Genomic DNA, 16,017 nt, shown 5'->3' with positions numbered 1-16,017 from the left:
CAATAGAGCGCTCTAACACATCATCGGCGATGAACAGGGGAAACCTGCGATGCGGATCGGAGTAGCGGGTGTCGGTCGAATCGGCACCATGCACGCGACCAACCTCGCCGCACTGGATCGAGTCGACGAGGTTCTTCTCTTCGACCCGGTGCCCGGTCGTGCCGCGCAGGCGTCGGCTGAGCTGAGCGGAACCAAGGCGGTGGACGACCTCGACACGTTGCTCGGCAACGTCGACGGCGTCCTGCTCGCCACCCCGACGAACACCCACCCCGAGATGCTGCGCGCGGCGATCGCCAAGGGTGTCCCCACGCTGTGCGAGAAGCCGATCGCGAGCGACCTCGCCGAGATGACCGCGCTGGTCGAGGACGTCGAGAAGTCCGGCGTCGAGGTCCTGGTGGGCTTCCAGCGCCGCTTCGACCCGGCCATCTACGAGCTCAACCGCCGCATCCGCGCGGGCGAGGTCGGCAACATCTACCTGGTCAGGGCCGTCGGCAACGACGCGAACCCGCCGGACTTCTCCTACCTGCCCGCGTCCGGTGGCATCTTCCGCGACCTGCTGATCCACGACCTGGACTGCGTGCCGTGGCTGGTCGGCGAGCCCGTCGTCGAGGTCTACGCGTCGGGCTCCGTCCTGGTGCACCAGGCGTTCGCGGACGCCGACGACGTGGACAACGCGGTCGTGATGCTGAAGTTCGCGGGCGGCGCGCACGCCACGCTGGCCGGCGGCCGGCACGACCCGGTCGGCTACGACCACCGCATCGAGGTGCTGGGCAGCAAGGACTCGCTGGTCGCGGGCGTCGACCCGCGCACGCCGCTGAACTCGCTGGAGCCCGGCGGCCACGTGGCCGGACCGGACGCCTACCCCGGCTTCCCGGAGCGCTTCCACCGCGCGTACGTCAACGAGATGAACCTGTTCACGCAGGTCATCAAGGGTGAAGTCGCGAACCCGTCACCGGCGCGGGAGAGTCTGATCAGCCTCCGCCTGGCTGAAGCGTGTGAGCAGTCGCGCCGCACCGGCGCACCGGTGAAGATCGAGGGGAACTAGGCATGGCCAAGATCGCTGGAGCACCCATCTCCTGGGGCGTGTGCGAGGTTCCTGGCTGGGGCAACGTCCTGCCGGCCACGACCGTTCTGGACGAGATGAACTCGCTGGGCCTGGCGGCCACCGAGCTCGGCCCGCCCGACTACCTGCCCGCCGACCCCGGTGCGTTGAAGGCGCTGCTCACCGAGTACGAACTGACGCTCGTCGGCGGGTTCCTCGCCGTCACGCTGCACACGGACGTCCAGTCCACTCTGGACGAAGCCGACCGCGTGGCGGGAATCCTGAAGGCGGGCGGGGCCGAGGTGCTCGTGCTCGCCGCCGCGACGGGTCTCGACGGCTACGACGAACGACCGCAACTCACCGACGACGAGTGGAACACCCTCGTCGACACCTGCGCGAAGATCCGGGAGATCGCCGCCGAGCACGGGCTCACCACCGTGCTGCACCCGCACGTGGGCACCCACGTCGAGCGGGAGGCGGAGGTCGACCGGTTCCTCGCGGACTCCGATCTCCAGCTCTGCCTGGACACCGGCCACCTCCTGATCGGTGGCACGGACCCGGTCGAGCTGGCGCGCCGCTACCCGGACCGGATCGGTCACGTGCACCTCAAGGACGTGCGTGACGAGATCGCGGCGAAGGTGCGCAGCGGCGAGCTCAGTTACACCGATGCCGTGGAACAGGGCATCTACGTGCCGCTCGGGGACGGCGACGTGAACGTGGAAGCGCTGGTGAAGCTCGTTCAAGAGGCGGGCTACACCGGATGGTTCGTGCTCGAGCAGGACACCCAGCTCAAGGACGGAAGTCCAGTGGACAAGCCACTGAAGGACACCGCGCGCAGCCTCGCGCACCTCGGAAAGATCCTCTGAAGGGACTGGAGACGATGAAGTCTCGCTTGGTCATCCGTGCGGGCGCTGTGGGCGCAGTTCTCGCAGTTGCCCTACTCACCGCGTGTAGCGGTCCCACGGGTACTAACACCCAGAACACGCAGAACACGCAGAACAACAGCTCATCCGGCAGTTCGGGTGACCTCAAGGTCGCCGTGATCACGCACGGCACCGCGGGTGACGCGTTCTGGAGCGTGGTGAAGGTCGGCGCGGAGGACGCGGGCAAGCAGCTCGGCGTCGGCGTCACCTACAACTCCGACGGCGACCCCGGCGCCCAGGCCAAGTTGATCGACAACGCCGTGTCGCAGAAGGTCGGCGGCATCGTGGTGTCGATGGCGAACCCGGACGCGCTGAAGACGTCCATCCAGAACGCGGTGAAGGCCGGCATCCCGGTCATCACGATCAACTCGGGCAGCGCGAAGAGCGCGGAGTTCGGTGCCATGGCACACGTCGGCCAGGAGGAGTCGATCGCCGGTGAGGAAGCCGGCAAGAAGCTCAAGGCCGCGGGCAAGACCAAGCTGCTGTGCGTGATCCACGAGGCCGGCAACACGGGCCTCAACCAGCGCTGCGACGGTGCCCGCACCGGTTTCGGCGGCACGGTGGAGAACCTCCAGGTCGACATCTCCAACCCGACCGACATCGAGTCCCGTATCAAGGCCAAGCTGCAGTCCGACACCTCGTTCGACGGCGTGCTGGCGCTGAACCCGCAGGTCGCGGTGAACGCGGCGTCCGCCATCAAGGGCGCGAGCTCGAAGGCGCAGGTCGCGACGTTCGACCTGAACGCCGACGTGGTCACCGCTATCAAGGCCGGTGACGTGCTCTTCGCCGTCGACCAGCAGCAGTACGAGCAGGGCTACCTGCCGATCGTGATGCTGAAGCTGTTCAAGGAGAACGCCAACACGCTCGGCGGTGGCAAGCCCGTACTGACCGGTCCCGGCTTCGTCGACAAGTCCAATGTGGACAAGGTCGCGGAGTACGCCAAGAACGGCAAGCGGTAGGGAGTGAGCGGGGAGATGACCGTGACGGCCAAGGCCCCACCGGCTGCCGACGAACGGCTGAGCAAGCCGAGGCTGCTCGACCAGATGGTCGTGCGTCCGGAGATCGGCGCCATGCTCGGCGCACTGCTCGTGTTCCTCTTCTTCTCCGTGGTCACCGAGCAGTTCCTGAGCCTGGGCGGTGCCGCGACCTGGCTGGACGACGCGTCCATGCTCGGCATCATGGCGGTCGCCGTGGCGCTGCTCATGATCGGTGGCGAGTTCGACCTCTCCGCCGGTGTCATGACGGCGTCCACCGCGCTCGTCACGGCTCTCCTCGCCACCCAGCTGGGACTCAACGTCTGGCTGGCGTTGCTGGTGTCGCTCGCCTTCGCGTTGGCGGTGGGAGCGTTGAACGGCTGGCTCGTGATGCGCACGGGCCTGCCGAGCTTCATCGTGACGCTGGGCAGCTTCCTCGCGTTGCAGGGCCTCAACCTCGGCGTCACCCGCCTCGTGACGGGCAGCGTCCAGGTGTCGGGCATGCGGTCGACGGCCGGCTACGAGTCGGCGGGCTTCCTGTTCGCGTCGACGTTCCAGATCGGCGGCTCGAACTTCTACGTGTCGATCATCTGGTGGGTCCTGTTCACCGTCATCGCGTCGACCGTGCTGGTGCGCACCAAGTTCGGCAACTGGATCTTCGCGATCGGTGGTGCCGCGCAGAGCTCGCGCGCGGTCGGTGTGCCGGTCGTGCGGTCGAAGATCCTGCTGTTCATGACGACGGCGTTCGCCGCGTGGCTCGTCGGCTCGATCAACATCCTGCGGTACGCGAGCGTGCAGGCGAACCAGGGCATCGGCCTCGAGTTCCAGTACATCATCGCGGCGGTGATCGGCGGCTGCCTGCTGACCGGTGGCTTCGGTTCCGCGGTGGGCGCGGCGATCGGCGCGTTGATCTTCGGTATGGCGCGGCAGGGCATCGTCTACGCCGGCTGGAACAGCGACTGGTTCCAGTTGTTCCTCGGCGTGATGCTGCTGGCGGCCGTGCTGGTGAACAACATGCTTCGCCGTCGGGCGGAAAGGGTGAAGCGATGACGTCACTCATCGAGGTCGAGAACATCGGCAAGACCTACGGCAGCGTCATCGCTCTGAGCGATGTGTCCACTGTGGTCAACGCCGGTGAGGTCACCTGCGTGCTCGGCGACAACGGCGCGGGCAAGTCGACCCTGATCAAGATCCTGGCCGGAGTTCACCAGCACGACCAGGGCTCGTTCAAGGTCGAGGGCGACGAGGTCAGGTTCTCGTCGCCGCGCGAGGCCCTGGACCACGGCATCGCGACCGTGTACCAGGACCTCGCGGTCGTGCCGCTGATGTCGGTGTGGCGCAACTTCTTCCTGGGTTCCGAGCCGACGACGAAGTTCGGCTTCCTGGACCGCAGGAAGGGGCGCGAGATCACCAAGAAGGCGTTGTCCGACATGGGCATCGACCTGCGCGACGTGGAACAGCCGGTCGGCACGCTGTCGGGTGGTGAACGGCAGTGCGTCGCCATCGCCCGCGCCGTCTACTTCGGCGCCAAGGTGTTGATCCTCGACGAGCCGACCGCGGCTCTCGGCGTGAAGCAGGCCGGTGTGGTGCTGAAGTACGTGGCCCAGGCCCGTGATCGCGGTCTCGGCGTCGTGCTGATCACGCACAACCCGCACCACGCCTATCCGGTCGGCAACCGGTTCCTGCTGCTCAAGCGCGGCCGCGCGCTGGGCAGCTACGAGAAGCCGGAGATCGGTCTGGAGGAGCTGACGCGCCAGATGGCCGGTGGTGCCGAGTTGGAAGCGCTGGCTCACGAGCTGCGGGGTGTCGAGGCGTGACGTCTCTCGAAGTGCTGACCGTCGGCCGGGTCGGTGTCGACCTCTACCCCGAGCAGTCGGGGGTGCCGCTGGCCGAGGTCAGCACGTTCGCCAAGTCGCTCGGCGGCACCGCGACCAACGTCGCGGTCGCCGCCGCGCGGCTCGGCCGTCGTGCCGGGGTGCTGACCAAGGTCGGGCCGGACGGGTTCGGAACGTATGTGCGGCAGGCACTTGAAGGCTTCGGAGTGTCGTCGGAGTACGTCGGGACCTCGCCCGATCTGCTGACTCCGGTGGTGTTCTGCGAGCTGAACCCGCCCGCGGACCCGCCGCTGCTGTTCTACCGGCTGCCGACCGCTCCGGATCTGACTTTGAGCGAAGACGACGTGCCGTGGTCGCTCACGCGCGAGGTCCCGCTGTTGTGGGTGACGGGCACCGGGGTTTCCGCCGAGCCCGCTCGTTCGTCGCAACGGATGATGCTCGCGAACCGGGCGCGGCACGGGCACACCGTGCTGGACCTGGACTACCGGCCGATGTTCTGGCCGGATGTGAAGACAGCGCGCGCCGAGATCAGCTGGATGCTCGACCACGTGACGGTCGCGGTGGGCAACCGGACCGAGTGCGAGATCGCGGTCGGCACGTCCGACCCGGACGAGGCCGCCGATCGGTTGCTGGCGCGCGGGATCTCGTTGGCGCTGGTCAAGAAGGGCGCCGAGGGTGTGCTCGTGGCGACGCCGGACGGCCGGTGGACGGTCGAGCCGACGCCGGTCGAGGTCGTGTGCGGGCTCGGCGCGGGTGATGCGTTCGGCGGATCCGTGGTGCACGGCCTGTTGTCGGGCTGGGACCCGGTGAAGATCGCCCGCCACGCCAACGCGGCCGGCGCGATCGTGGCGTCCCGGCTGGCCTGCGCCGATGCGATGCCGGACCAGAAGGAGATCGAGGATCTGCTGTGATCACTGACGAGCAGTGGGCTGAGCTGCTGGAGACGCGAGCGACCGATCCCGGCGCGGTGCGGCGGGCGTATCAGGCTCGCCGTCGGCGGAACTCGTTGCTGAACGGCAAGTCCACGCTGTTCCTGGTCGCGGCGGACCACCCGGCGCGGGGCGCGCTGGGCGTCGGCGGCGACCCGCTGGCGATGGCCGACCGCAGGTCGTTGCTGGCCAGGTTGCTGACGGCGCTGGCGAACCCCGAGGTCGACGGTGTCCTCGGCACGCCGGACGTGATCGAGGACCTGCTGCTGCTGGACGGCCTGAACGAGCGCGTGGTCATCGGTTCGATGAACCGCGGCGGCCTGGCCGGTGCGGACTGGGAGATCGACGACAGGTTCACCGCCTACGACGCGTCGTCCATCGCCGCGTTCGGGCTGGACGGCGGCAAGATGCTGCTGCGCCTGGTCGACTCGGACCCCGGCACTATCCCGACGCTGGAAGGCTGCGCGCGGGCCGTCACCGAGCTCGCGGAGCACGGGCTGATGGCGATGGTCGAACCGTTGCCGTACAAGCGTGATCACAACGACAAGCTGGTGCTGCAGAAGAACTCCGCGGCCTTGTCGCGTGCCTCGGCCGTTGCCGCCGGGCTGGGCGCGACCTCCGCGTACACCTGGCTGAAGCTGCCCGCGCCGGACGAGCCGGACGTCGTGCTGGACACCACCGCGCTGCCCGCGCTGGTGCTCGGCGGTGTGCCGTCCGAGAAGCCGGAGGACGACCTCGCGTCGTGGGGCCGCTCGCTGCGCCACCCGACCGTGCGCGGACTCGTCGTCGGCCGCGCGTTGCTCTACCCGCCGGACGGCGACGTCGCCGCTGCCGTCGCCGCCGCTGCCGAAGTCCTTCGTACCGCAAGGGGAATCACGGCATGACTTTGCACCGTCCACACGGGACGCTCTCGACCGCCTCGGACGTCATCTCGTTGACACCAGAGGACGCGGGGTGGGCGTATACGGGACTGCGCGTGCTGCGGATCGAGGCCGGTGGGTCGCGCACCGTCGAGACCGGCGAGTTCGAGGCGTTCGTGCTGCCGCTGGCCGGGTCTTTGACGGTGGAGGTCGACGCCGAGCGTTACGAACTGCAGGGCCGGGAGTCGGTGTTCACCCGCGTCACGGACTTCGCTTACGTGCCCCGTGACGCTTCGGTCGTACTGTCCTCTGTAGACGGATGCGAGGTCGCGCTGCCGATGGCGCGGTGCTCGAAGCGGTTGTCTCCCAAGTACGGCCCGGCCGACGCTGTTCCCGTCGAGGTGCGTGGCTCTGGCAACGCCACCCGCCAGGTCACCAACTTCGGCGTACCGGGCGTGTGGGACCACGCGGACAAGCTCAACGCGTGCGAACTCATCACCCCGGACGGCAACTGGTCCTCGTATCCGCCGCACAAGCACGACGACTCGGAGCCGTGCGAGGTGAACAACGAGGAGGTCTACTACTTCCGCATCGCCGACCGGGACCAGGTCACGCCCTCCCGCACCGGTTTCGGTTTCCACCGCACGTACACCGACGACGGCACGATCGACGAGGACGTGACCGTGCGCGACGGTGACGTGTTCCTGATCCCGCGCGGCTACCACGGCCCGTGCGTCGCGGCGCCGGGATATCCCATGTACTACCTGAACGTTCTCGCCGGTCCGGGCGCCGAACGCTCGATGGCGTTCTGCGACGACCCGGCGCACACCTGGGTCCGGGACAGCTGGGCGACGCAGGAACTCGACCCGCGCTGCCCGGTCACGACCGCAGAGGGGCGGGTCAAGTGAAGCTCACGACCGCGCAGGCGTTGGTCCGCTGGATGCTGGCCCAGCGCACCGAACTCTTCGACGGCTCGCACGCGCCGCTGTTCCTCGGCGTGTTCGCGATCTTCGGCCACGGCAACGTCCTCGGCCTCGGCAACGCCCTGGAGGAGGTCCGCGACCGCCTGCCGGTGTGGCGCGGCCACAACGAACAGGGCATGGCCCTCGCCGCGGTCGGCATCGGCAAGGCCTCCCACCGCCGCCAGGTCGGCGTCGCCACGTCGTCGATCGGCCCCGGCGCCCTGAACATGGTCACCGCCGCGGGCGTGGCCCACGCGAACCGGTTGCCCTTGTTGCTGTTGCCGGGCGACACGTTCACCGGCCGCGCACCCGACCCGGTGCTGCAGCAGGTCGAGCACTTCCACGACCCGACCACGACGGTCAACGACGCGTTCCGCGCGGTCAGCCGCTACTTCGACCGCATCACCCGTCCCGAGCAGCTGCTGTCGACGCTCCCGCAGGTCGCGCGGATCCTGACCGACCCGGCCGACTGTGGTCCCGTGACCCTGGCTCTGCCGCAGGACGTGCAGGCCGAGTCCTACGACTTCCCGGAGTCGCTGTTCGCCGAGGTCGTCCACCGCCCGTTGCGCCAACGCCCAGACCTGCACTCGCTGGCCGAGGCAGCGCGGGCAGTCCGAGGTGCTTCGCGCCCTCTCCTGGTGCTCGGCGGCGGCGTCCGCTACTCGGGCGCCGCGGGCCGTGCCCTGCGGTTCGCCGAGCAGCACAACATCCCGATCACCGAGACCACCGCGGGCCGCACGCTGGTCCCGCACGACCACCCGCTGCACGCGGGCCCGCTCGGCATCACCGGCTCGACCTCGGCCAACGTCCTGGCGGGCGAGGCCGACCTCGTGATCGCCGTGGGCACCAGGCTGCAGGACTTCACCACCGCGTCCTGGACCGTCTTCTCCCCCGACGTGCGGATGATCTCGCTGAACGCGGCCCGCTTCGACGCCGTGAAGCGCGGCTCGTTCGCCCTGGTCGCCGACGCCGACGAGGGCCTGCGCGAACTCACCGACGTCCTCGGCTCCTGGCAGGCTCCCGCCGACTGGGCCCGCCGCGCCCTGACCGAGCGCGCGAAGTGGGACGAGCACATCACCGCCCTGCGCACCCCTGGTGACGGCCTCCCGACGTACGCGCAGGTCGTCGGCGTCGTGAACGACGTCAGCGGCCCCACCGACTACGTCATGACGGCGTCCGGCGGCCTGCCGGGCGAGCTGATCGGCGGCTGGCGCGCGTCCGGCGAGGCCACGATGGACGTCGAGTACGGCTTCTCCTGCATGGGCTACGAACTGGCCGGCGCGTGGGGCGCCGCCATCGCCCACACCGGCGGCATCGTCACCACGCTGCTCGGCGACGGCTCGTACCTGATGCTGAACTCCGAGCTGTTCTCCGCGTCCTTCGCGGGCCACGGCTTCGTCGCTGTGGTCTGCGACAACGACGGCTACGCGGTGATCCACCGCCTGCAGACGGGCCAGGGCGGCGCGGGCTTCAACAACCTCTACGCCGACTGCACGACCAGTCACACCGAACCCCCGCGCACGGACTTCGCCGCCCACGCCGCGTCGATGGGCTGCGCGGTCTTCCCCGTGGAGTCTTTGGGTGAGCTGGAAGGCGCCTACCGCAAGGCTCGCGAGGTGGCGGTGTCCGAACGCCGCCCGGCCGTCGTCGTGATCCGCACGCACCCGTCGTCGTGGACCGAGGCCGGGGCGTGGTGGGAGGTCGGCGTGCCGGAGACGTCGCACCGGCCGGAGATCGCTCAGGCTCGGGAGGAAGTGCTGGAGGGCAAGGCCCGTCAGGTGCGCTACCTGAGCTGAGCGTCACCTCCCGGTGACTGAGACGACCTCACATCGGGGAACAACACGCGGACAGCGACCCCTTGAACAGTTCGTAGGCCTACGAACTGTTCAAGGGAGCCTCCCGTGAGCTTGCTGTTCTCTCCGCTGACCCTGCGCTCGGTCACCCTGCCCAACCGCATCGCGGTGAGCCCGATGTGCCAGTACTCGGCGACCGACGGCGTACCGAACGACTGGCACCTCGTCCACCTCGGTTCGCGCGCGGTCGGTGGCGCCGGCCTGGTGATCGCCGAGGCCACGTCCGTCGAGCCGAGGGGCCGGATCTCGCCGGAGGACGCCGGCATCTGGAACGACGAGCAGGTGCAGGCGTGGAAGCGGATCACGGCGTTCATCAAGGAGCAGGGCTCGGTTCCCGGCATCCAGCTCGCGCACGCCGGGCGCAAGGCCGTCGGTGACTGGGTTCCGGTCGCGCCGACCACCGAGCCGTTCCCCGGCCTGAACACGCCGGAGAAGATCACCAACCACACGGAGATCGTCAAGGCGTTCGTCGAAGGCGCGCTTCGAGCACTCGAAGCCGGGTTCGAGGTGCTCGAGATCCACGCCGCGCACGGGTACCTGCTCCACGAGTTCTACTCGCCGCTCACGAACGAGGGCAGCCTCGAGGAACGCATCGCCGTGCCCGTCGAGGTCACCGCCGCGGTGAGGGCGGCGGTCGGCTCGGACGTGCCGGTGATCGTGCGGATCAGCGGCACCGACTGGGTCGAGGACGGCTGGACCGCCGACGACAGCGTTGTGCTGGCACAGGCGCTCAAGGCCGCGGGTGCGGACCTGATCGACGTGTCCAGCGGTGGCAACACCGCGCAGGCGGACATCCCGGTCGGGCCCGGCTACCAGGTGTCGCTCGCCGAGGCGGTGCGACGCAAGGCAGACGTGCCCACGGGTGCGGTCGGCCTGATCACCGAGGCGACTCAGGTCGAACAGGTGTTGAACGACGGTTCCGCCGACCTGGTGCTGCTCGGGCGCGAGATGCTCCGCGACCCGTACTGGCCGCTACGCGCGGCACAGCAGCTGGGTGTGGAGATCAAGGCACCGAGGCAGTACGCCAGGGCGTTCTGAGAGCGCCCTCAGAGTTCAAGGGTTGGGCACCGAGGATCCGGTTGCCCAACCCTTGAACTCTTCAGGCTGAATTCAGCGACGGTAGTCGTCGTAGTCGTCGTACGGGTCGTCGTGGCGCTCGTCGGCACCACCACTCCCGTTCGACGACGGTTCGCCAGACAGCTCGCGCTGCAGAGCAGCGAAGTCGGTCTCATGGGAGCTGTACTTGAGCTCCCTGGCGACCTTCGTCTGCTTGGCCTTCGCTCGGCCGCGCCCCATGGCTCGACCCCCTCGCACAGGGACGGGGGCGGCCGGGGGAACGGCGGCCCCACTCGTCTCGACAACTAGTTCCTGGTAACTACCGTACCGTGCCGATGGGGTTCCTCGCGACGCGGTAGGCGTGACACGTACCGCCAAATCTCGCGGCCGCCCTCGCGTGGAAGGATGCACAGGTGCCCAGACCGTTCGTCGCCTACCTACGGGTGTACGAACCGTTATCGGAGTTGGACGCACCGCTAGCGGAGAAGGTCCGAAACGCCCTGGAAACCGGCCCGTTACCCCGTGCGGAGGTAGGGGAGCGGGAACGGGAACTGTGGTTGCGATCACAGTTGGCCGACAAGCTCCTCCCGGGCGAGTCCTTCGACGTGATGACGATCAGTCCCGCGGAGGTGCCGACCTCCGACACCGCGCGTGTCGGGCCGGGACCGCTCGTCTGCCCTCTGGACCTCAGGCCGCGGTCCGCGGCGGCTCTCGTGGGCTTCCTGGCGTCCTCTCCGCCGATCCTGCAGGACGCGGCACTCGGCGTGGCGCCGGAGACCGTCCGGTCGCGTGCCTCGGCCGTGATGGCGGAGCTCGCCGCCGGGGCCGTCCACGTCATCTCCACGACCTGGACGGTGCCGCTGCCGTGGTTCTCCCTCGTCGACCCGGCTCAGCGCCGTGTGGTGCTGGCGAGCGCCCAGGACGATCCGGAACGGCAGGTGTCGTGGCGGGTCGCGATGGCGGACGCCCGTCGCCGCGTGGCACGGGCGCTGAAGGTCGTGAAGGGCTCGCTGGGCAACGAGGGGCCGGCCAAGGTCCTCGCGGACACCGGACGCTGGCTGGACCACTTCCACCCGCACTCGGCCGTCGAGCTCGACTACGGCGGCCTGGTCCAGCTGATGAACGACAAGGACCTGCTGGAGGACACCTCGGCGGCCGACGTCAACGCCATCGTCGACGCGCTCGAGACGGGCGACGCCGAGGAGGTGGCGCTGCGCTACGAGACGCTGCGCGAGTTCTGGGGCGAGCTGGCCCGCAGGGAACGCCACGGCTGAAGCAGCGCCCAGCCCGTCAACGACGCCGCTGCCGCGAGCACCATCGCCGCGGGCCACGCCACGTGCACGGCGACCCAGCCCGCGATGCCCGGCGTGATCGCCGCACTGAGGTAGTTCGAGGTGTTCTGCATGCTGATCGCGGTCGCGCTGCGGCCCTCCGGCGCCAGTTCACCGGCCTCGGTGACGGCGAGCCCGTTCCAGGCCAGCGCGAGCACGCCGGTCGGCACCAGGACCGCGATCAGCACCGGCAGCGGCGCCTGGTCCAGTACGGCGGTCAGCACGAAGCCCACTGCCATCGCCACGGCGAGGATCCGCAACGGCCCGACCCGGCTGCCCACCCGGTCCGACCAGATCCCCGCCGCCAACCGGCCCGCGCCGCCGAGCGCCTGAGCGATGCCGAACACCACCGCGGCGGTCGTCACGGTGAGACCGCGGTGTTCGTGCAGGAACGGCACCAGCAGGGTCGCGGCGGTGAACTGGGGAACCACCAGCAGGCCGCTGGCCACGGTGAGCCTGATCAGCTTCGGGTCCTTGAGCACGAGGCCGTGGTCGCTGCCGCCGCGCGTGGCCCCCGGCGGCTCGCGGACCAGCAGCGCCACCGCCAGCGCCACGAACGCGGTCACCGACGCCAACGCCACGAACGCCGCCGGAACGCCACGGGTGATCGCGATGCCGGGCAGGAACGCCGCCGTGAGCGCGGCACCGAGGGGCGTCGCCGTCTGCCGCACGCCCATGGCCAGCCCGCGCCGGCCGGAGGAGAACCACGACATCACCGCCCGGCCGCTCGCGGCGTTCACGCTCGCCCCGAACAGCCCGGCGCCGAGCAGCGCGAGACCGGCGATCCAGGCGTTGCCGAGCGCCACCCCGACCAGGCAGGCCGCGGCGCCGACTCCGCCGATGGTCATGGCGAGCCGTTCACCCCGCCGATCCGCGAAGAGGCCCCACGGGACCAGCGCGACCATCGTTCCGAGGTTGACAGCACCGAGCAGCAGCCCCACCTGGGGCAACGTCAGGCCGAAGTGGTCGCGGAGCTGCGGGCTGATCGCCGAAAGGCCGAGGAAGACCGCCGCGTTCGTGCCTTGCGCCAAAGCCCCGATGCACAGCACGACCCAGCGGTACCCCATGGGGTCACGCTAGGTCGGTTGCTCAAAAAGTGGAACGGTTGTCTTACCTCTTGGGACGGTGGTGTCCGCGCTCGGCTGCCAGCAGCTCGTCCACCGACGCGCTGCCGCGCTGGTAGCGCGACGCGATCTCGGCGTTGAGCTTGTCCACGACCTCCTGCACCTCGCGCCGCCGCACAGACACCGAGGCCTCCTCCGAGATGAACGTCTCGAGCACCTCGCCGAGGCGGGTGTCGGACAACGAGCTCACGTCGGAGAGGTCGACGTCGGAGATGAGCGCCTCGACGTGCCGTTGATGCGCATCAGCACGTGACGGCTCATGGGTCTGGTACCGGCCGAGGCCGGTCGCCGGACCGACCGCGTTCGTGGAGAGGATCGTGGCCAGCTGCTCGACCACCGCCGAGCCGCCGGAACTGCGGCGCTCCTGTTCCGCGCGCACGATGTCGATCCGCGCGTGCAACAACCGCCGCAGGTAGGACAGGTCGGTCTCTTCCTGCGCTGCCTCGTCGCGGAGTTCGCGCACCTCGACGAGCGGGCGCTGCTCGACGCCCTCCGTGTAGTCGGGGGCGAGCACCCGGTCGATTCGGCGGCGCCCGCCAGGACGCACCTCGATCACGTGTCCATCCTGCGGTAGATCCTCCTCACCCGCCAACACATCCCGTGCACCAAAGTTGTCTCAAATGTGCACGCCGAGGAGCTTGCGGGCCTCGTCCGGTGTCAAAGCAGGCCGTTGCGCGATCTTCGCCAGCCCCGCGGCACGAGCCACGAGCTGTGCGTTGTCCCGCACCGGCACGCCTCGCGAATAGCTGATGGTGTCTTCCATACCCACTCGGAGATGGCCACCCGCACCCAGTGCGGTGAACATCACCGGAAGAGTGGTACGGCCGATCCCGGTGGCGGAAAACGTTGCCCCGTCTGGCAGAGCGTTGACTGCGGCGATCAGCGTGGCCGCGTCACCGGGCATGCCGCCGGGCACTCCCATCACGAGGTCCACATGCACATGACCACCCGCGGGCAGGCCGTGCTGGTCCAGCAGACGTTTCAACGACGCGAGCTGGCCGATGTCGAAGATCTCGTACTCCGGCACGATGCCGCGTTCCTGCATGCCCTTGTGCAGCGCGACGACGAACTCCCAGCGGTTCATGAACACGTCGTCGCCGAAGTTGACGGTGCCCATCGTGCAGGACGCCGAGTCCGGCATCGCCTCGAGCACGCGCAGCCGGTCCGACTCGGGGTCGTGCACGGATCCGCCGGTCGACAGCTGGACGACCAGGCCGGTCTCCGAGCGCAGAGCCTCGACGGTGGCTTTGAGCAGACCCAGGTCCAGCGACGGCTTGGTGTCCGCGCCGCGGATGTGGACGTGGATCATGGCCGCGCCGACCTGCTCGCAGCTCTGGGCCGTCGCGACCAGCTCTTCCAGGGTCACTGGAAGCTGCGGGACGTCGGCTTTCGCGTGTTCCGCTCCGGTGGGAGCGACGGTGATGAGCGTGCCCAAGGACATAGCCCCGGACTGTAGCGGGCCGACCACCAACCTTCACCGTCGCTTTCGGCGCTCAACACGGCACCTCGCGGCACCGTCCCCGCGCCCTCAGACGTCCGATACGAGTGCGCGGGGACGGCACCGCGATGCACCCGTCTGAACGTCGAAAGCGCAGGTAAAGGCTGGTGGTCGACCCGCTGGGCTCAACCCCGCAGGTTGCGAACGGCTTCCCGGCCCAGACCAGGGGTGTCCGGCGGCACCGAGTCCGGGTCGATCCGTGCCTGCACCTCACGTTCGGGTGCACCGGCGACCAGGTCCGACTCGATCGGTACGGATCGTTTGACCAGTGCCAACGCGATGGGGCCCAGCTCGTGGTGCAGTGCCACGCTGCCCACCCGGCCGACCGTCTTCCCGTCCAGGGTGACCGGGTCACCGGTCTCCGGCTGGGCGTCGGCAGAACCATCCAGGTGGAGTAGGAGCATCCGGCGCGGCGGGCGTCCCACGTTGTGGACCTTCGCGACCGTCTCCTGGCCGCGGTAGCACCCCTTGCTGAGGTGCACGGCCGGGTCGATCAGGTTGACCTCGTGCGGGATCGTGCGCTCGTCGGTGTCGACGCCCTGGCGCGGCCGCAGCGACTCGACCCGCAGCGCCTCGAACGCCCAGCTGCCCGCGGGCCGCGCGCCGGCGTCCGTGATCCGCTGCCACCACTGCGCCAGCTCGCCGCGTGGGACCAGCAGGTCGACGGCGTCCTGGCCAGGCCACGACATGCGGCGCACGAAGCCCTCGCCGAGCGCGTCGACACCGGACGGCACCGGGATGCCGAGCTTCTCGAGGATCACGGGCGTGTCCGGCCCGACGATCGACAGCAGCGCGAACTCGGCCGTCGCGTCCCGCGGTTCGACCTTCGACCAGAAGACCATCTTCTTCAGGTACGCCAGCAGGTCGTCGACCTTCTCGACGTCGAGGAACACCGTGCCGCCGACGTTCGCGACGACCATGTGGTGCTCGAGCCTGCCCTGCGCGTCGAGGATCAGCGCCTCGGTCGCGGCACCCTCGCCCAGCTGCTCGAAGTGCTGGCTCGTCAGCTGGTGCAGCCACTTGAGCCGGTCCTCACCCGGAACCGCGATCACCCCGCGGTTCGACCGATCCACCACGACCACCGAACGAGCGGCGGAACGTTGCTCGGCGAACGGGTCGCCGTAGTGCCAGGCAACGCCTGCGTCGGTGGAATCGTCGGGCGGCGGGACGGCTCCTGGGAGGATCACTCGGTCTCCTGCTCCTGCTTCAAACAGTCTCGGCACGTGCCGGACAGCGCGAGATGGCTTGCATCCAGTTCGAACCCGTCGCGCTCGCGCAATGTTCCGACCAACGGGTCGAGCAGCTCACACGGGATCTCGTCGATGCGCCCGCAGACGTGGCACACGAGGTGCACGTGCTGGTGCTCGTCGACCGAGTAGCTCGGCGCGCCGTGGCCCAGATGCGTGTGCCGCACGAGCCCAAGCCGGTCGAGCAGGTCGAGCGTGCGGTAGATCGTGGTGATGTTGACCGTCGGCGCCGTCTGCTGGACGCGCTGGCAGATCTGCTCCGGGGTCGCGTGCTCGAGCGAGCGAACCGCGTCCAGCACGAGCTGGCGCTGCGGCGTCATCCGCATGCCGCGGTCGTGCAGCGTTTTGCGCAGGCCTCTTGCGGTCTCCACGTCAGCAATGTT

17 protein-coding genes are annotated in these 16,017 nt (G+C 69.2%); 11 read left to right on the top strand and 6 right to left on the bottom strand.

Translation table 11 applies throughout. The features are described from left to right. Window positions 1–49: 49 nt before the first annotated feature. The 10 genes from JOD27_RS25535 to JOD27_RS25490 all read left to right on the top strand — a co-directional run bounded on the left by JOD27_RS25535 (window position 50) and on the right by JOD27_RS25490 (window position 10,416). On the top strand, window positions 50–1,045 hold the full coding sequence (locus tag JOD27_RS25535; RefSeq protein WP_204764797.1) for a Gfo/Idh/MocA family protein: 996 nt from the start codon (window positions 50–52) through the stop codon (window positions 1,043–1,045). A gap of 2 nt (window positions 1,046–1,047) precedes the next feature. Then, on the top strand, window positions 1,048–1,908 hold the full coding sequence (locus tag JOD27_RS25530) for a TIM barrel protein (protein WP_204764796.1): 861 nt from the start codon (window positions 1,048–1,050) through the stop codon (window positions 1,906–1,908). Between the two features lie 14 nt (window positions 1,909–1,922). Next, window positions 1,923–2,924 carry a sugar ABC transporter substrate-binding protein gene (locus JOD27_RS25525; RefSeq protein ID WP_204764795.1) on the top strand — a complete coding sequence of 334 codons (1,002 nt, stop codon included), beginning with the start codon at window positions 1,923–1,925 and terminating at the stop codon, window positions 2,922–2,924. 15 nt (window positions 2,925–2,939) lie between these two features. Next, window positions 2,940–3,989: an ABC transporter permease gene (locus tag JOD27_RS25520; protein ID WP_204764794.1), complete on the top strand. Its 1,050-nt coding sequence runs from the start codon at window positions 2,940–2,942 to the stop codon at window positions 3,987–3,989. Then, window positions 3,986–4,756 (top strand): ATP-binding cassette domain-containing protein, encoded by a 771-nt coding sequence (locus tag JOD27_RS25515; RefSeq protein ID WP_204764793.1) that lies wholly within the window; start codon window positions 3,986–3,988, stop codon window positions 4,754–4,756. Before JOD27_RS25520 ends, JOD27_RS25515 begins: the two co-directional genes overlap by 4 nt. Beyond that, window positions 4,753–5,685, top strand: a complete 933-nt coding sequence (gene iolC, locus JOD27_RS25510) for a 5-dehydro-2-deoxygluconokinase (protein ID WP_204764792.1) — start codon at window positions 4,753–4,755, stop codon at window positions 5,683–5,685. Before JOD27_RS25515 ends, iolC begins: the two co-directional genes overlap by 4 nt. Next, window positions 5,682–6,587 carry a Cgl0159 family (beta/alpha)8-fold protein gene (locus tag JOD27_RS25505; protein ID WP_204764791.1) on the top strand — a complete coding sequence of 302 codons (906 nt, stop codon included), beginning with the start codon at window positions 5,682–5,684 and terminating at the stop codon, window positions 6,585–6,587. The genes iolC and JOD27_RS25505 overlap by 4 nt, the downstream gene beginning before the upstream one ends. Then, complete coding sequence (iolB, locus tag JOD27_RS25500) at window positions 6,584–7,471, top strand: 5-deoxy-glucuronate isomerase (protein ID WP_204764790.1); 888 nt, start codon at window positions 6,584–6,586, stop codon at window positions 7,469–7,471. Before JOD27_RS25505 ends, iolB begins: the two co-directional genes overlap by 4 nt. Further along, entirely contained in the window at window positions 7,468–9,321 is a 1,854-nt protein-coding gene (gene iolD, locus JOD27_RS25495; RefSeq protein WP_204764789.1) for a 3D-(3,5/4)-trihydroxycyclohexane-1,2-dione acylhydrolase (decyclizing), read from the top strand. Before iolB ends, iolD begins: the two co-directional genes overlap by 4 nt. Before the next feature lie 105 nt (window positions 9,322–9,426). Next, on the top strand, window positions 9,427–10,416 hold the full coding sequence (locus JOD27_RS25490; protein WP_204764788.1) for an NADH:flavin oxidoreductase/NADH oxidase: 990 nt from the start codon (window positions 9,427–9,429) through the stop codon (window positions 10,414–10,416). A 72-nt stretch (window positions 10,417–10,488) separates the two neighbouring features. Here the strand turns inward: JOD27_RS25490 and JOD27_RS25485 are convergent, their stop codons facing one another. Beyond that, window positions 10,489–10,674 carry a DUF3073 domain-containing protein gene (locus JOD27_RS25485; RefSeq protein ID WP_189258117.1) on the bottom strand — a complete coding sequence of 62 codons (186 nt, stop codon included), beginning with the start codon at window positions 10,672–10,674 and terminating at the stop codon, window positions 10,489–10,491. A gap of 173 nt (window positions 10,675–10,847) precedes the next feature. On the opposite strand from JOD27_RS25485, the gene JOD27_RS25480 reads away from it, so the two are divergent. Then, window positions 10,848–11,708: a DUF8083 family protein gene (locus tag JOD27_RS25480; RefSeq protein WP_204764787.1), complete on the top strand. Its 861-nt coding sequence runs from the start codon at window positions 10,848–10,850 to the stop codon at window positions 11,706–11,708. On the opposite strand, the gene JOD27_RS25475 is transcribed toward JOD27_RS25480, so the two are convergent. The 5 genes from JOD27_RS25475 to JOD27_RS25455 form a co-directional block, all read right to left on the bottom strand. Next, a complete protein-coding gene (locus JOD27_RS25475) occupies window positions 11,651–12,832 on the bottom strand; it encodes an MFS transporter (RefSeq protein WP_204764786.1) in 1,182 nt (393 codons plus the stop codon). The genes JOD27_RS25480 and JOD27_RS25475 overlap by 58 nt on opposite strands. A gap of 43 nt (window positions 12,833–12,875) precedes the next feature. After that, window positions 12,876–13,445: an RsiG family protein gene (locus tag JOD27_RS25470; protein ID WP_204764785.1), complete on the bottom strand. Its 570-nt coding sequence runs from the start codon at window positions 13,443–13,445 to the stop codon at window positions 12,876–12,878. A gap of 60 nt (window positions 13,446–13,505) precedes the next feature. After that, a complete protein-coding gene (locus tag JOD27_RS25465) occupies window positions 13,506–14,330 on the bottom strand; it encodes a beta-keto acid cleavage family enzyme (protein WP_204764784.1) in 825 nt (274 codons plus the stop codon). A 182-nt stretch (window positions 14,331–14,512) separates the two neighbouring features. Next, window positions 14,513–15,574: a CAF17-like 4Fe-4S cluster assembly/insertion protein YgfZ gene (ygfZ, locus tag JOD27_RS25460; protein WP_204764783.1), complete on the bottom strand. Its 1,062-nt coding sequence runs from the start codon at window positions 15,572–15,574 to the stop codon at window positions 14,513–14,515. Then, window positions 15,571–15,960 (bottom strand): Fur family transcriptional regulator, encoded by a 390-nt coding sequence (locus tag JOD27_RS25455; protein WP_239568878.1) that lies wholly within the window; start codon window positions 15,958–15,960, stop codon window positions 15,571–15,573. Before JOD27_RS25455 ends, ygfZ begins: the two co-directional genes overlap by 4 nt. Window positions 15,961–16,017 lie beyond the last annotated feature (57 nt).

The organism is Lentzea nigeriaca (assembly GCF_016907955.1).
GTDB lineage: Bacteria > Actinomycetota > Actinomycetes > Mycobacteriales > Pseudonocardiaceae > Lentzea > Lentzea nigeriaca.
This window is presented reverse-complemented; position numbering and strand designations above follow the sequence as displayed.